The organism is Enterobacter asburiae, from assembly GCF_008080435.1.
GTDB classification, from domain to species: Bacteria; Pseudomonadota; Gammaproteobacteria; order Enterobacterales; family Enterobacteriaceae; genus Enterobacter; species Enterobacter asburiae_C.
Map to the genome: position 1 here is coordinate 151110 of NZ_VRKN01000003.1, position 16823 is coordinate 167932.

11 protein-coding genes are annotated in these 16823 nt (G+C 54.9%); 4 read left to right on the top strand and 7 right to left on the bottom strand.

The features are described 5' to 3' along the window. Positions 1-221 precede the first annotated feature (221 nt). The 4 genes from pncB (at position 222) to FU672_RS06615 (ending at position 6091) form a co-directional block, all read left to right on the top strand. Positions 222-1424, top strand: a complete 1203-nt coding sequence (pncB, locus tag FU672_RS06600; RefSeq protein ID WP_148242631.1) for a nicotinate phosphoribosyltransferase — start codon at positions 222-224, stop codon at positions 1422-1424. Between the two features lie 166 nt (positions 1425-1590). Continuing rightward, positions 1591-2991 carry an asparagine--tRNA ligase gene (gene asnS, locus FU672_RS06605; RefSeq protein ID WP_148242632.1) on the top strand — a complete coding sequence of 467 codons (1401 nt, stop codon included), beginning with the start codon at positions 1591-1593 and terminating at the stop codon, positions 2989-2991. A gap of 606 nt (positions 2992-3597) precedes the next feature. Further along, positions 3598-4716: a porin gene (locus FU672_RS06610; protein ID WP_316043721.1), complete on the top strand. Its 1119-nt coding sequence runs from the start codon at positions 3598-3600 to the stop codon at positions 4714-4716. Between the two features lie 184 nt (positions 4717-4900). Continuing rightward, a complete protein-coding gene (locus FU672_RS06615) occupies positions 4901-6091 on the top strand; it encodes an amino acid aminotransferase (RefSeq protein WP_148242633.1) in 1191 nt (396 codons plus the stop codon). Between the two features lie 49 nt (positions 6092-6140). Here FU672_RS06615 and FU672_RS06620 read toward each other — a convergent pair whose 3' ends face one another. From FU672_RS06620 to cmoM, 7 genes are all read right to left on the bottom strand, one after another. Next, positions 6141-6788, bottom strand: coding sequence for an MBL fold metallo-hydrolase (locus FU672_RS06620; RefSeq protein WP_148242634.1), 648 nt, complete (start codon positions 6786-6788; stop codon positions 6141-6143). 20 nt (positions 6789-6808) lie between these two features. Beyond that, positions 6809-7360: a peptidoglycan L,D-endopeptidase MepK gene (mepK, locus tag FU672_RS06625; RefSeq protein ID WP_187360785.1), complete on the bottom strand. Its 552-nt coding sequence runs from the start codon at positions 7358-7360 to the stop codon at positions 6809-6811. 174 nt (positions 7361-7534) lie between these two features. After that, positions 7535-9358, bottom strand: a complete 1824-nt coding sequence (gene ldtD, locus FU672_RS06630; protein ID WP_148242638.1) for a L,D-transpeptidase — start codon at positions 9356-9358, stop codon at positions 7535-7537. Positions 9359-9536: 178 nt separating this feature from the next. Then, on the bottom strand, positions 9537-13988 hold the full coding sequence (mukB, locus tag FU672_RS06635; protein WP_148242640.1) for a chromosome partition protein MukB: 4452 nt from the start codon (positions 13986-13988) through the stop codon (positions 9537-9539). Beyond that, the gene (gene mukE / locus FU672_RS06640; RefSeq protein ID WP_148242642.1) at positions 13988-14692 is read right to left on the bottom strand and encodes a chromosome partition protein MukE; all 705 of its coding nucleotides are present in this window, start codon (positions 14690-14692) and stop codon (positions 13988-13990) included. Before mukE ends, mukB begins: the two co-directional genes overlap by 1 nt. Next, positions 14673-15995: a chromosome partition protein MukF gene (mukF, locus tag FU672_RS06645; protein WP_023311005.1), complete on the bottom strand. Its 1323-nt coding sequence runs from the start codon at positions 15993-15995 to the stop codon at positions 14673-14675. Before mukF ends, mukE begins: the two co-directional genes overlap by 20 nt. A 3-nt stretch (positions 15996-15998) precedes the next feature. Continuing rightward, a complete protein-coding gene (gene cmoM / locus FU672_RS06650; protein WP_023311004.1) occupies positions 15999-16778 on the bottom strand; it encodes a tRNA uridine 5-oxyacetic acid(34) methyltransferase CmoM in 780 nt (259 codons plus the stop codon). Positions 16779-16823 lie beyond the last annotated feature (45 nt).

The window sequence follows — 16823 nt, forward strand, 5'->3', positions numbered from 1 at the left end:
TCAATATATTCCTGTTGCGCAAAACGCGCTATGCAGAATGTTCATCTTTTCAGGGTCAAAACCTTTTTTTTGCTACATTTGTATAACACGGGGCACAAAATGCCCTCGACCATAAAACGCGCTTATGTTGTGATCGGGGTTCAATAAATCACTAAACAAGGTATACTCCGGAGTTGTTTATTGTACTAAACGCTCCTGTGAGAGGATGCTACTGCGCACCTATGACTCAATTCGCTTCTCCAGTTCTGCATACGTTGCTGGATACCGACGCGTATAAACTGCATATGCAGCAAGCCGTTTTCCACCATTACTATGACGTTCATGTCGCGGCGGAATTCCGCTGTCGTGGCGACGACTTGCTTGGTATCTATGCAGACGCCATTCGTGAACAGGTCGATGCTATGCAGCATCTGACGCTGCAGGACGAGGAATATCAGTGGCTTTCTGGCCTGCCTTTCTTCAAAGCCGACTACCTGAACTGGCTGCGCGATTTCCGCTTTAAGCCGGAGCAGGTCACCGTGCTTAACGATAACGGCAAGCTGGATATTCGCCTTGAAGGTCCGTGGCGGGAAGTGATCATGTGGGAAGTGCCGCTTCTGGCGGTGATCAGTGAACTGGCTCACCGCTACCGTTCGCCGGAAACGGGCATCGAGCAGGCGGTCGCCGCGCTGGAAAATAAACTCGCTGCCTTCTCCACGCTGACCGAAGGGCTGGACATGTCCCGCTTCCGCCTGATGGACTTTGGCACCCGTCGCCGTTTCTCGCGTGACGTTCAGGAGGCCATCGTTAAACGTCTGCAGCAGGAGCCCTGGTTCGTTGGCACCAGTAACTACGATCTGGCACGTCGCCTCAGCCTGACCCCAATGGGCACCCAGGCGCACGAGTGGTTCCAGGCGCATCAGCAGATAAGCCCCGACCTGGCCAACAGCCAGCGCGCGGCACTGGCCGCATGGCTTGAGGAGTACCCGAATCAACTCGGGATCGCCCTCACCGACTGCATTACGATGGATGCCTTCTTGCGCGACTTTGGTCCCGAGTTCGCTGAACGTTACCAGGGGTTACGCCACGATTCCGGGGATCCGGTTGAATGGGGAGAGAAGGCCATTGCCCATTACGAGAAACTCGGCATCGATCCGATGAGCAAGGTGCTGGTCTTCTCGGATAATCTTGACCTGGCGAAAGCGGTCGAACTCTATCGCCATTTCAACACCCGAGTGAACCTGAGCTTCGGAATTGGCACCCGTTTGACCTGCGACATTCCTCAGGTGAAACCACTGAACATCGTCATAAAATTGGTGGAATGTAACGGCAAGCCGGTGGCGAAACTCTCCGACAGCCCGGGTAAAACCATCTGTCATGATAAAGCGTTTGTCCGCGCACTGCGCAAAGCGTTCGATCTCCCCCAGATTAAAAAAGCCAGTTAAGCGCTTACGGGAGCCTTCATGGCTCCCTTCTTCTTATTTATTTCTCAATTCTTCTCTTTTGACCGCGAAATTTACTTGTCTGGTAGCGGATGGCAGGTAACATAGATATCCCCCCATAAGGGTGGACAAGTGTTTATTTTTTCCGACTATTAACAGAGAGAATATTATGAGCGTTGTGCCTGTAGCCGACGTACTCCAGGGCCGTGTCGCCGTTGACCAACAAGTCACCGTGCGCGGATGGGTGCGTACCCGCCGAGATTCTAAAGCTGGCATCTCCTTCCTCGCCGTCTATGACGGTTCCTGCTTTGATCCTGTACAGGCCGTCATTAATAATTCTCTGCCCAATTACAATGATGACGTTCTGCGCCTGACAACGGGTTGCTCCGTCATTGTTACCGGCGTGGTTGTGGCATCACCGGGTCAGGGCCAGAGCTTCGAAATTCAGGCCTCTGCGATTGAAGTCACCGGCTGGGTTGACGATCCGGACACCTATCCGATGGCGGCAAAACGTCACAGCATTGAATATCTGCGTGAAGTCGCCCACCTGCGTCCGCGTACCAACCTGATTGGTGCTGTGGCGCGCGTGCGTCATACGCTGGCACAGGCGCTGCATCGTTTCTTCGATGAGCAGGGTTACTTCTGGGTGTCTACCCCGCTGATCACCGCGTCCGATACTGAAGGTGCGGGTGAGATGTTCCGCGTCTCGACGCTGGACATGGAAAACCTGCCGCGCACGCCTGAAGGTAAAGTGGACTATGACAAAGACTTCTTTGGTAAAGAAGCTTTCCTGACGGTATCGGGTCAACTCAACGGCGAAACGTACGCCTGTGCACTGTCTAAGATTTACACCTTTGGCCCAACTTTCCGCGCCGAAAACTCCAACACCAGCCGTCACCTGGCGGAATTCTGGATGCTGGAGCCTGAAGTGGCGTTCGCCGACCTGGACGATGTTGCGGGTCTGGCGGAAGCGATGCTGAAGTATGTCTTCAAAGCAGTGCTGGAAGAGCGTCCTGACGACATGAAATTCTTCGCAGAACGCGTAGACAGCGATGCTGTGGCACGTCTGGAGCGTTTCGTCTCTGCCGACTTTGCGCAGGTAGACTATACCGACGCGGTGGCGATCCTCGAGAAATGCGGTGAGACGTTCGAGAACCCGGTTTACTGGGGCGTTGACCTGGCGTCTGAGCATGAGCGCTATCTGGCCGAGAAACATTTCAAAGCGCCGGTTGTCGTTAAAAACTACCCGAAAGACATTAAGGCCTTCTATATGCGCCTTAACGAAGACGGTAAAACCGTGGCTGCGATGGACGTACTGGCACCGGGCATTGGTGAAATCATCGGTGGCTCTCAGCGTGAAGAGCGCCTTGACGTGCTGGATGCGCGTATGGAAGAGATGGGGCTCAACCCGGCTGACTACAGCTGGTACCGCGATCTGCGCCGTTACGGTACCGTACCGCACGCCGGTTTTGGTCTGGGCTTTGAGCGTCTGATTGCCTACGTTACCGGTGTTCAGAACGTACGCGACGTGATTCCGTTCCCACGTACTCCACGTAACGCCAGCTTCTAATCGGTAAAAAACTAAAATGGCCAGCCTATGCTGGCCATTATTTTATTCTGCATTGTCAGTTTTCGTCAGCGCAAAGTCAGCATCTTTAAACCTTCACCCCGTCACAACCACTACCTGTTACGTTTTGTTTCCGCGAAATATCCAGCCACAAAAAATAAACCCCATTCTTATTGCGATTATTACTTTCTCAAGCAATAGCACAAATTTCAACCACTTTTACAGCCATCCAGAAGGCTTTTTTGGGTCATAAGAAAAACAGAGTCGTTTAACGTCTGTTTATACGAATCGCCTTTATCTCAATTAATCATAAGCAATTCATATATATAGGATAGATTTTGCCGTTTAATTCGCCAGGGCGTTCTGAAGTTTGAGGTGGTTCACAAAGTTCCCAAAAATACATATTTAGTTACACATATTTTCTTTATGTTACTTAATCTTGAGAATTGTAGCACTTTCAGGCTAGCGAAACGCTTCGCCGAATGGAAAGATGCCTGTCAGATACATAAAGACACCAAACTCTCATCAATAGTTCCGGAAATATTTATTGACAGAATTTATTGACGGCAGTGGCGAGTGTCATAAAAAAACCAATGAGGGTAATAAATAATGATGAAGCGCAATATTCTGGCAGTGGTAATCCCTGCCCTGCTGGTAGCCGGTGCAGCTAACGCTGCAGAAATCTATAACAAGAACGGCAACAAGCTGGACTTCTACGGTAAAGTTAACGCCGAGCACGATTTCGTGACTTCTGGTGATAACACCAACAATAACGACGCTACCTACGCGCAGATCGGTTTCAAAGGCGAAACTCAGATCAACGACCAGCTGACCGGTTACGGCCAGTGGGAATACCGTTTCGTGGCCAACCAGGCTGAAGGTGGTGCTCAGACTAACAAAAACCGTCTGGCCTTTGCTGGTCTGAAAGCGGGCGACGCTGGAAGCATCGACTACGGTCGTAACTACGGTATCGTTTACGACGTAGAATCTTACACCGATATGGCACCGTCCTTCTCTGGTATGACCTGGGGCGGCAACTATGTTGATAACTTTATGACCAGCCGCAGCACCGGTCTGCTGACCTACCGTAACAGCAACTTCTTCGGTCTGGTTGACGGCCTGAGCATGGGCGTTCAGTACCAGGGCAAAAACGACCGTACTGATGTTAAAACTGCTAACGGTGATGGCGTAGGCTACTCCCTGGGCTACGATTTCGGCGAAGGCTTCGGTGCAATCGCATCTTACAGCAACGCTAACCGTACTCTGAATCAGAAAGCTGACGGTGAAGGCGACAAAGCTGAAGCATGGGGTCTGGGTCTGAAATACGATGCCAACAACATCTACCTGGCAACCACCTATGCTGAAACCCGTAACACCACCCGTACCGGGTCTGATGGCGATGCTGGCTTTGCTAACAAAACGCAGAACTTTGAAGTTGTTGCTCAGTACCAGTTCGATTTCGGCCTGCGTCCAGCAATCTCCTACGTGCAGACCAAAGGTAAAGACCTGGCTGGTGTGACCAATTCTAAAGGCACCTTCAAAGGTGGCGATGCAGATCTGGCTAAATTCATCCAGGTTGGCGCAACTTACTACTTCAACAAAAACTTCAACGTGTGGGCTGACTACTACATCAACCTGCTGGACAAAGACACAGACTACGCGCAAACCGTTGGCGGCCTGAACGGCAACGACGATATGGCTGCTGTAGGTGTGACTTACCAGTTCTAATCAGTACACCACGTTGTTATATGCTTAATGAACAGGGCTTCGGCCCTGTTTTTTTATGCGTGACAGAAAATAATGGCGACTTTTGAAAAGCCGCACGCTTTTCGTCGCAAACGGTTGGCATTTTGTAAATCTACCGTTAACCTGATAGCGGATTTCACTTCTGTAATCACAATGGAACTTCGTCATGTTTGAGAACATTACCGCCGCTCCTGCCGACCCTATTCTGGGCCTGGCCGATCTGTTTCGTGCCGACGACCGCCCTGGCAAAATCAACCTGGGTATTGGTGTATATAAAGATGAAACCGGTAAAACTCCGGTACTGACCAGCGTTAAGAAAGCTGAGCAGTATCTGCTGGAAAACGAAACCACCAAAAACTACCTCGGTATTGATGGTATCCCTGAATTTGGTCGCTGCACCCAGGAGCTGCTGTTCGGTAAAGGCAGCGCAATTGTGAGTGACAAACGTGCCCGTACAGCACAGACCCCAGGCGGTACCGGTGCGCTGCGCGTGGCGGCGGATTTCCTTGCGAAAAACACCTCTGTTAAGCGTGTCTGGGTAAGCAACCCAAGCTGGCCGAACCACAAGAGCGTGTTTAACTCTGCGGGTCTGGAAGTGCGTGAATATGCTTACTACGACGCGGCAAAACACTCTCTCGACTTTGACGGCCTGCTGGCGAGCCTCGGCGAAGCGCAGGCAGGTGACGTGGTGCTGTTCCATGGCTGCTGCCACAACCCAACCGGTATCGATCCGACGCTTGAGCAGTGGGAACACCTGGCGAAGCTGTCCGTTGAAAAAGGCTGGCTGCCGCTGTTTGACTTTGCCTACCAGGGCTTCGCCCGTGGTCTGGAAGAAGATGCCGAAGGCCTGCGCGCGTTCGCAGCCGTGCATCAGGAGCTGATTGTCGCAAGCTCGTATTCCAAGAACTTCGGTCTGTACAATGAGCGTGTGGGTGCCTGTACGCTGGTCGCGGCTAACGAAGAGACCGTCGATCGTGCGTTCAGCCAGATGAAATCGGTTATCCGCGCTAACTACTCTAACCCACCGGCACACGGTGCGTCTGTTGTTGCCACTATCCTGAGCAACGATGCGCTGCGCGCCATCTGGGAACAAGAGCTGAACGATATGCGTCAGCGTATTCAGCGCATGCGACTGCTGTTTGTGAACACCCTGGCTGAGAAAGGCGCGGACCGCGACTTCAGCTTTATCATCAAACAGAACGGCATGTTCTCTTTCAGCGGCCTGACCAAAGAGCAGGTTCTGCGTCTGCGTGAAGAGTTTGGCGTGTACGCCGTAGCGTCTGGCCGCGTGAACGTTGCAGGCATGACGCCTGACAACATGGCGCCGCTGTGCGAAGCGATTGTCGCCGTACTGTAATTTGCGCCCATAAAAAAGCCTGCGTTATGCAGGCTTTTTTTTATTCTGGTTACCAGACAGGCATTTCATCCTGAAGGAACGGGTTATGGAGCCGTTCATAGCCCAGCGTCGACATCGGACCGTGTCCAGGGATAAACGTTACATCATCACCCAGCGGCAATAACTTTTGTTTAATCGACTGAATCAGCTGCCCGTGATCGCCGCGCGGAAAATCGCTGCGTCCTACGCCACCCTTGAAGATCACATCGCCGGAAATCAGCAGACGGGACTGGTCATCAAAGAAGACGATATGGCCTGGCGTATGCCCAGGACAATGCAACACCTGTAAAGTCACATTCCCTACGTTAACGCGCTCTCCTTCGTTCAGCCAGCGATCGGGCGTCAATGGCAGACACTCATCAAGGCCAAACATGCGGCTTTGGGCGGGTAACCCCTGCAGCCAGAACTCATCTTCTTTTTCCGGGCCAATAATCGGCACACCGTAGTGTTCAGCCAGTTCAGCCGCTGCACCCACATGGTCGAGGTGACCATGCGTCAGTAAAATCTGCATGAGCGTCACACCGCTGTCGGCGACTTCCTGCTTGATTTTCTCAGCGTCACCGCCGGGATCGACAAGCGCGGCCAGTTTAGTCTGTTCGCACCAGATCAATGAACAATTCTGGGAGAACGCGGTAACCGGAATAATACGATAGTTCATACTGCTCCTGTGTTTCGTTATTACCAGTGCCGAACCGGACCGGTATCAATATGCACAAAGTTGCTGCTGGGGTAATATCCTACACCACCAGCGCGCATAGATAACGCGGCTTTGCGAATATTGGCTAACGAAACGCCTTCAATATGGAAATCCATTGCCTGTCCCTTCGTGTGATAGCTTTTTTTCGCTACCCCGCGACTGTGGGCGCGCAGTTCATTATTGGTATCAATCGAGCGATAGCCAGAAATGAGCTGCACCGGCTTGCTGGTGCCCAGCAGGCCCTGAAGGCGGAAAATCTGATCAAACAGTCCAGGATCGATGGCTTTTATTTTATTCGCGCGGTAATCACGGAAAAAATGGTTAAGTCTTGCTAATTCATCCTGAATATAGCCTCTGCCATCGAAAAACTCCGCTTTTAGCGACTCACCGGTATGAAGATTGTTGAGCGTTAAAACTCGCGGACGAGGTGTCGAGAGGGTGGCAAATGCTGGCGTCGGCAAGATGGCCGCTGCGCCAAGCGCAACACCACCTAACGCCAGCAGTTTGCGGCGATTAGCGTCAAATTTGTCCATGATAATCAGGTCTACAGGTAAAAGAAATCGTAATATGCTTAGCGCACGAAGGGCACCTTAACTGGCAAAACCAGGTACGTCAAGGCGCCCAACCCCAGTGAATACGCGGCTTGCAGCGATATAGCCCACTATTCACCATAACTTACGACAATCATTTTTCCCGAACTGCTTCATTTACCTGATTAATTGTTCCGCTTTTGGCAAAATTTGTGCGCCGGATCGCGCGGTGAGATCATAATTGTAAATATCTGTACGATACTGGGTACGCCCGTCTTCACCCACAAACGCCGTCAGATAGTAAAGATTGACCGGAATATTGTGGCGAATATTAACGTAACGCGTATCCCCCTGTTTCAGGGCATCCGAGATACGCGTATCGTTCCAGCCCGCATCCTGCAACAGCATATTGGCCAGCTCCGAGGCTTTGTTGACGCGCACGCAGCCAGAACTGAGCGCGCGAGTATCTTTCTGGAACAGGTTGTGGTTCGGCGTATCGTGCAGATAGATAGCTTCTGAGCTTGGCATATTGAATTTGTAGCGCCCTAAAGAGTTATGCGCCCCGGGAGCCTGCTGGAAACGGAACGGCAGATTCGACGCAGTGATCGTCGACCAGTCGACCATATAAGGATCGATGGCCTCTTTACTGTTCCACCCACGCATCACCGTATAGCCATGACGTTCCAGATAACCCGGATCGTTCCAGATCTTCGGCAGAATGTCTTTTCGCGCCAGAGTCGGCGGTACGTTCCACGGCGGGTTAACCACCACGTTATTCAGCGCACTGCTCATCATCGGTGTTTTACGATCCGGACGCCCGACAATTACGCGCGAGGCCAGTTTTTCGCTGCCATCCTGATAATAAACCAGGGAATACGCCGGGATGTTAACCATAATCCCGGTTGAGAGCGTTCCCGGCAGCAAGCGCAAACGCTGGATATTGAGCGCCAGCACCCCTGCCCGCTGCGCAGGCGATACGTTCAGCCAGTCACGCGTCGTCTGGCCAATGACGCCATCGGCCCCCAGTCCCTGAGCGGCCTGGAATTGTTTAACGGCCGCAACCAGCTCGCGATCGTAAGCCGCGGGTTTGTCGCTCAGGACAACGGCTTTCTTCTCTTTTACAGGAGCTGACGGGCTGACGGCGACGTTTTGTGGATCATCACCCGGGAGAGCAATCTTTGGCCCGCTTTCCAGAATACCGGAACGCGCCAGGATCTCGCGCAGAGCGGGAACATCGCTGCTCCACTGCCCCGGACGCAGCGTCGCGGTACCGCGCATTTGCGGCCATGGACGCGTGTCCCCCACCAGCGCGAGGAGCGACTGGTGCAGAGTGGCATATTGTGGATGCGCCGGTGCCAGGCTGGCAATAAAGCGCGGCAGTTCGCCATTATCCAGCGCTAACTGCCATTGGTTAATCACCGACAGCGCCGGCGTCGCGAGCTTATACGGTTTATCGCTGTACAGCCAACGGTTGCCATTGACCGGAATGCCCGCCACGAACTGCAGGTAGCCCATCATGGCATCGGAAAGCACCACGTCCCGCGCCTGCCCGGTGACGGCAGGATCGGTTAACAGCTCAACCCACTTTGTAAACTGCGGCTGAAACCCTGCAATCGCGACCTCCGCCAGCTGCTGCTGGAAGGCGCGCACGGCATCGCGGTTTTCCCACATCGGTTTCATATCGCGGGCAGCATAGAGGAGCGTGAGCTGATTGATATAGACAGGCGTGTAGCCTGACGGCAGCTCCGACTGCAATTGCTGACTGAGCGACTCGGCGTCGATGCCTTCCGGCAGCGGTTTAATACCGGCCATGATAGCCGTTGCCGGAGACTGCTCCAGCGGCTGGGACAACGACGTTGGCTGCGCGCCTGTCGTTGCCGAGCTGTCAGTCGGCACAATTTCAGGCTCGTCGGCCTGGGCGGTTAACAGCGGAGCAAACATCACTGCCAGGCATAAACTCAGCGCAGACAGCTGACGACCACATTCTTTCTTAAGCAACATCCCTTGCCCCCTGTTTTCACGACATGCCCATCACGTTGGGGCTTTATTTCATTATAGGTAGACGGCTAAGCTGTTGCCTTACCTTATGTAAAGAAGTTTAAAGATAACGCAGCCCTAAGCACAAGTTAAGTTTAAAAAAAAAGCGGCGCCAGTGCGCCGCTTCGGGTCAGAAGACGTTTCAGGAAGCGTCTGCCGTGGTGTCCGGCAATGACTCTGGCGGCTGCGGCGCAAAGCCACGCAGCCCCACAACGTGAACGTGTTCGCTGTTCTGGAACACCTTACGCACCAGTTTGTAGGTAGTGCCTTTCTCGGGGCTGATGTTTTCCGGCGCCGCGATAATGAGCTGCATATCGAGACGTTCGCAAAGCTCGAACAGCGTGGCAATTGAGCGGGCATCAAGACGCGCCGCCTCATCCAGGAACAGCAGTCGGCATGGCGAGATGTCTTTGCCGCGCAGGCGACGCGCTTCATCTTCCCAGCTCTGTACGACCATCACCAGAATTGACATCCCGGTACCGATCGCTTCACCGGTAGAGAGCGCCCCGGATTCCGCACGCAGCCAGCCGTCTGAGCCACGGTTTACCTCAACTTCCATTTCCAGGTAGTTACGGTAGTCCAGCAGCTCTTCACCGATGGTTTGCGGCGTACGTTGCCCCATATCAATCTGCGGGTTCAGGCGCTGATACAGCTTCGCCAGCGCTTCGGAGAAGGTCAGACGGTTGCTGTTGAACAGATCCTGGTGCTGCTCGTGCTGCTCAGACAGCACTTCCAGCAGCGTCGCGTGGGCTTCACGCACGTTAACATTGAGACGCACGCTGTTCACCTGACCAAACGACACGCTCTGCAGACCCTGGTTCAGCTGACGAATACGGTTCTGCTCGCGCTGAATGGTTTTGCGAATGATGTTCGCCACGCTGCGGGAGCTGATCGCCAGCTTCTGCTCGCGGGAGGTCAGCTCCTCCGTCAGGCGACCCAGTTCGATTTCCATCTGTTCGATGGCTTCGACCGGATCGTCGGTACGGATGATGTCCTGACGAATACGCTCGCGCAGGTGCTGGTAAACCGCCACGAAGAACTGAATTTTACGTTCCGGACGTTTCGGATCCTCCGATATACGCAGCACATCGCGCAGGTGTTCGTTATCCGCCACTGCCAGACGCAGCGCACCGAGCGCCTTATCCGACATAGAACGCAGCTCATCGGCAGAGAGGTACGCCAGTTCACGACGGTGCAGACGACGCTCAACGTTATTGTCTTTCACCATGCGCATCACCGCGCACCAGCCCGCCTTCGCGGTCACGACCTGCTCACGCATTTCATGATAGTCGCGCTCCAGCTTGCGCAGGCGACGGGTCAGGTTATCCATTTCCGCTTCGCAGAAGGTCAGCGCTTTTTCCAGCTGATTACGACGCGCACGGTTATTGCTGAGCTGAGAATGCAGCTCGTCACGACGAATACGCGCGCGCTCTTCTGCCCCGCTGTCGGCACGAACGCCAATGTCCTGAAGCTCTTTCTGCAGGTCGTTTAACAGCTCTTTCTTGGTGTCGAAGGAGCTTTTCAACGAAGCCAGTACCTGGTTGTACTGGTTCAACTGAGCGGAGTGGCTGCGCATTGCTTCGCGGGCGCGAGTACGTTCCGCTTCTGCCTGCTCCAGGCGCTGACGCAGTTTTTCGTTCAGGTCGCTATTACCGCTCAGCATTTCAGCCGAATCGGAGTAGCCAAAGTGGGCCCGACGCTGTACCACTTCCGTCAGGGCAAACGCCTGCTGACGCGCTTCGCGCTGCACCTGCTGCGACCAGGCATAATCTTCTTTTAACTGCTCGAACTGTTCCGGGTCGCTCTGCAGTACAGACACGACGGGCTCCAGCTTCGCCAGCTGATTGCCGTGCTGCTGAACGAAACGCGCGGCTTCCTGCGCTTCATCCAGACGCTCCTGGATCTCATCCACACGGTCAGCCAGCGTGTCATCCGCCAGCAGGTTCAGGCGTGGCAGAATGCGGTTAAGGGCTGCAACCCCCTCTTTCGCCTGTTCAAACTGAACGCGACTCTGCTGATTATCACTTTCATGACTGGTAAGCGCACGTTCCAGCTCGCCACGGCGGGTATTGAGCTTGCGGATTTCGGCTTCCGGATCCGCGTCAAACGCCACGGCGAGATGGCTGCCGATAAAGCGGCTGAACGCCTGGTGCAGACGCTGGGTTTTCTGCACGTCAAACGACAGGGTCGCAAAACGTTCAGACAGCTTTTCGCGCTCGGCGTGCAGGCTTTCGATGCGGCTTTCGCGCGCGGCGCGGCCAAACAGCGGAAGCTCAGGGAAGCGGGAGTAACGCCACTGACGGTCGGCGATTTTCACCACTACCGCTTTTTCCAGCTCGTCGACGCTGAATACGCTGTCATCGAACGACTGCGGATCCCCTTCGATCAGGTAGAGATCTTCCGGGCAATCTTCCAGGCCTGCAAGCTGCTCAGAAATCAGCGACAGATCCGGGACCACAATCGCGTTGCGGGATGGCCCGTACAGCGCAGAGAAGTACGGGGCGTCGTCAAGGCCAACATCGTCATAAATCTCGGACAGCAGCACGCCGCCAAAACGCTCGGCTAGTGCATTCAGACGCGGATCTTCTGACCCGCCCGGCTGGCTTAAGCGCTCAATTTCTTCATCAACGTCGCGCTTGCGGGCGCCGACTTCATCACGCTCAACAATGGCTTCGCGCTCTCGCTCCAGCAGTTGCTGCAGGTATTCGGTCACCTGCTGGCTGGACTCAAACTGCTCGCCGCACTGCTCGCTGAGCTGGTTCAGGCTGCTTTGAGCCGCCAGCCAGACCGGCGCTCGTTGCAAGAGCGTCTTCGAACGGGACTGAATCTGCTCCAGCTCCTGACGCAGCGTCATACGCTGTTCGCTGGCGTTTGATACGGTATCGGACAAAGCCGCAATACGCGCTTCCAGCTCCTGATGCAGGGCCTCAAGCTCGTCGAAATCGTAATTTTTTCCCTGACGCTTACAGAAATCCGCCAGCAGACGCTCGGCTTCCTGCTGCTCGCGCAGGCGCTGCTCCAGCTCGTTCAGACGCATACGCAGCGGCTGAACCTGCTCGGCCAGATGGCGCTGGTTCACACCGTCGCGCAGCAGTTCACGCGCAACGTCCCAGGCTTCGCTACGCGCCAGCGGGCCGTTAATTGCGACCACCAGCTGATAAGCCTGCTCAAACTGGCTGTGCGCCGTTTGCGCGACGCTCATTTTCTGTTCGAGGGACAGCAGTTTCTCGGTGGCTTCCTGCTCTTTGGCCTGGAAGGTATCCAGCCACTCGTCGGCGCTATCCGGCGTCAGGTCAGGCAGATGACACAGCTCTTTCGCACGCTGTAATGCCTGCAATGCCTGGGTGTACTGAATCGCTCGCGTCTGCTGCACATCAAGGGCCTGCTGGTAATCGGCAAGCTGGTTTTTCAGCTCATCCACTTCCAGCTCAGCCGCTTCGGCGCGGGCTTCGTTCTCTTCCTGCATGTCGGCGGCTTCAGCCACCACTTCATTTTGCTCTTCGAGACGAATTTGCAGTTCATCGAGGTCCGCTTCATAGCGCTCGATTTTTTCCTGCTGACGCAGCGCGGTCTGCACCAGGTTCAGGTGATCGCTGGCGGCCTGGTAATCGGCTTCCAGGTCGCCTTCAGCACCGTTGTGCTCACCCAGCTCGCGCGCCATTTCGACGTGCTTGTACTGCTCGGCCACCAGCTGTTTGCGGGAGGTAAACAGCTCGCGGCGGTATTCTAATGCCTGATCGAGATGCACGCGGCGCTCGTTGGCGTGGCGCATGTAGTCCGCCGCCACGTAGTTGGTGGCTTCGCTGATCAGGTGTTTAAACAGGTCGCGGTCAGACTGGGTAACGCGAATCGCTTCCAGCGTCATGCGGTTTTCACGCAGCGCTGCTTCCATATCCTGGAAGGCCTTACGCACGCCGCTGTTTTCCGGCAGCAGGTAGTCGCGCAGGGAGCGGGTAATCGCGCTGGAGATACCGCCGTACAGAGACGCTTCGATCAGGCGGTAGTATTTGCTACGGTCTGATGCCGTGCGCAGACGACGCGCCACCACGCCCAGATCGAACATCAGCGAGTGGTAGTCGGTAATGGAGTTGAACTGCTTGAACTGCACGCCTTCGATAGCTTCGAGCTTGTCCTTCAGCTCCTGCAGCGTCAGCACGCGCGCCTGACGTTCGTTCAGGGTTTCCGTCAGCAGCGCCGTCGGCTGCACGGACGTTGGCAGCCCCTGGATCGCAAACGGTTTGATATCCACTTTACGGTCGCGACCGGCGACCTGCTGCAGGCGCACGCCTACCACCACACGCTGATGACGGGAGTTAATGACGTCCAGAACCGAATAACAGACCCCAGCCTTCAGCTTACCGTGCAGACCTTTATCACGGGAGCCGCTTGTTGCCCCCGCTTCGGTGGTGTTACGGAAGTGAAGCAGCGTCAGGTCAGGGATCAGCGCCGTGACAAAGGCCGCCATGGTGGTGGATTTACCCGCACCGTTACCGCCGGAGAGCGTCGTGACCAGCTCATCCAGATCGAACGTTCGGGCAAAGAAGCCGTTCCAGTTAATCAGCGTCAGTGAGCGAAATTTACCGCGTTCAATCATTACTCTTCCTCCCCGCTATCCGGCAGATTCTCTTCATGCTCATCATTGAGCTGCAAATGGTTTTCCACCGGCATCGCTTCACCGTCGCGGATCATGCGAAGCTGCGCTTCACGCGCGTCATCGCCCGCACGCACGTCGGCGCCGAAGCGGAAGACAGATTCCGTGATGCGGAATTTGCTGCTGTCGTGGCCCATAAACCAGACCATCCCCAGACGACGCAGACGGTTCAGGGAAGAGCGAACCTTTTCCTGTAATTTCTGACGGTCAAGATCCGACCCCGTTGAGCGGTTGTTCACCAGCTTGAGCAGCTTGCTCTCATCTGCCAGCGTCAATAGCTCGTCGTAAAGTTCCTGCTGGGTGAAGATCCCTTCATTCGCCAGACGTTCCGGGCTGAGGTAGAGGTAGCAGAGAATTTTGCCGACCATCATATCCAGCTCGGAGAGCACGGAACGCGGAATCAGCGTCGTGGAGCGCGGGCGCAGGTAGAAAAACCCTTCCGGCGCGCGGATAAGCTCCACGTTGTAGCGTGCGTAAAACTCTTCCAGGTACTCCTGGAAGTCCATCAAAAAGGCGTGATTATCCAGCTCGTCTAAGCCAATGTGACGACCGGCACGCAGCTGGCTGTCCAGCGCCGGAAATAACGGATTCGCCAGCGCCTGTGCCAGCTTAACTGGCATCACTTTTTCAATATTTGTCAATGACATGCGCCTGTACCTTGGCTCCGTAATCGTTAATTGGCTGCCACTTCGGCGGCAGTCCGGTGAAATCTGCTTGCGCGACGCCCAGACGCACCGCCTGGTCTACCACAATACGGGCAATGTCGAAATGGCGCGCGCGAGGGTATTGCGCCAGATAGTCGCGCACCACGAGCCCAAGATCCAGCGGCACTTGTCTGGTTTTGTAGACAGCGAGCTGTTCTTCGATCATCGCCGCAAGCTGCTCGCGAATTTCGTTAAATTCTTCGTATTCCAGATCCGGCGGCAGCTCACCGGTCACCTCTTCATCGCGCAGCGCCATCTCTTCGTCGCGCATATCCAGCAGACGATCGGCATTGGCGTAGGTCAGCGCCCACGGCGCATCGAAATAGGTCTGCACCGACTGACGCAGACGCTGAGCAAAGACGCGGTTTTTATCCATATCAATCGCGGTACGGATAAATTTATGCACATGGCGGTCGTAGCCGATCCACAGATCGATCGACTGCTGGCCCCAGCTGATAATGCGATCGAGTTTACTCTGTAGATCGAACACCAGACGGTCGATAAAATGCAGATCGTCATGCGCCAGCGTCGCGTCCTGGATGCGCAGCAGGTTAGCCTGCAGCTTGTCCCCTGCGGCTTCCAGCGTATCCTGGAGCTCCCTTAACGTACCGGAGGTCTCTGACAGCAGAAGTTCACAGCTGGAGATGGCTGCTCGCCAGTCTTTATTCAACAGTTGCGCGATATCGTCTTTCACCTGCTGCTGCTGTTCGTCCATCAGGCGCTGGGTGAGATCGATACTGTCGAAAATCTCGGCCACCGAATATTTCAGCGGCGCGTAGACGTTACGGTGCCAGTGGAATTCGTCACCGTTTTCATCCGCCGCGTCGGCGGCGCGCTTAAGCTCACCCGCCACGATCGAGAGCTGCATGGAAAGACGCAGCGTGGAAAATTCACGCTGGCGGATGTAGTAATCGGTGATGCCGATGCCCAGCGGCGTCAGGCGATAGATGGCGTTTCCTTCCGCCTGCTCGCTGGTAAAGCGGTTCAGCAGACGTTGACGCACCATATCGTTGATCGCGTTGTTGGCACGCACGCTAATGGTTTCGCTGGTTTGCTCAAACGCATCACTGACATGGCGGAACGCATCCACCAGTTCACCCTCGCTCATTTCACCGTCCAGCCGTTCGCCGTTCAGCGTGGCAACCGCCAGCAGGAAAGAGAGTCTGTCTACCGGCAGCGAGATGGAGAAATCGTTTTTCCTGGCCCAGGCAACCAGTTCGGGGACTGTCTGGGAAAATTCACTCATAGGTTATCCTTGCATCTGCGGCTTGTGCGCGGTGACGTGAATATAACGGCCAAGGCTGATAAAAGGCTCCTGGCGGCAATACCGCGTTTCTAATTCTGTTAAGGTGTCAAAACAGTCACGCTGTTTGTGTTTTTCACGCAGATAATCATGAAACACCCTGACGCCCGTCTTCCCGACGATCTGCCAGCCGATCGCTTCCAGCCAGCCATAAACCTGCTGTGGATCGCGCGGATAGTCCGGGGAAAGCGTGCGCTTTTTCTTTTTGGGCATCCCGACCTGAACATAGTCGAAGTTTCCTGCAACCATGTTGTGCATCAGGAAGCCGTTAGCATTGTAGAACATCAGCGACAGCGTGCCGCCCGGGCGTAACATCGACCACAGGGTTTGTAACACGCTTTGCGGATCGGCAACCCACTCCAGCACCGCATGAAACAATATCAGATCAACCTGGGTTTCCAAATGCTGTGCGATGTCCTGAGCGGCGCATTGTATAAAATGCATGTTGTCGCTCACACCTTTCTCTTCTGCAGCACGCGTCGCGCGGGCGACCATTTCAGCAGAAAGATCGCAAAGCGTGACGTGATGACCGCGCTCGGCCATTTTTATCGCCGTCTGCCCTTCACCGCCACCGGCGTCCAGCACGCGCAACGTTTGCCCGCCAAAGGTGGCCAGAATGGTGTCCAGATCCTGCCAGAGGATCGTCTGACGGAGCTGCCCTTTCGTGGTGCCATAAATGTTGCGCGAAAACTTTTCCGCGATGTCATCAAAATTGCGATCCCGCATTGGGAGAGTTCCACTCGCTAACTGCAAAACCGCTATTTTGTCACA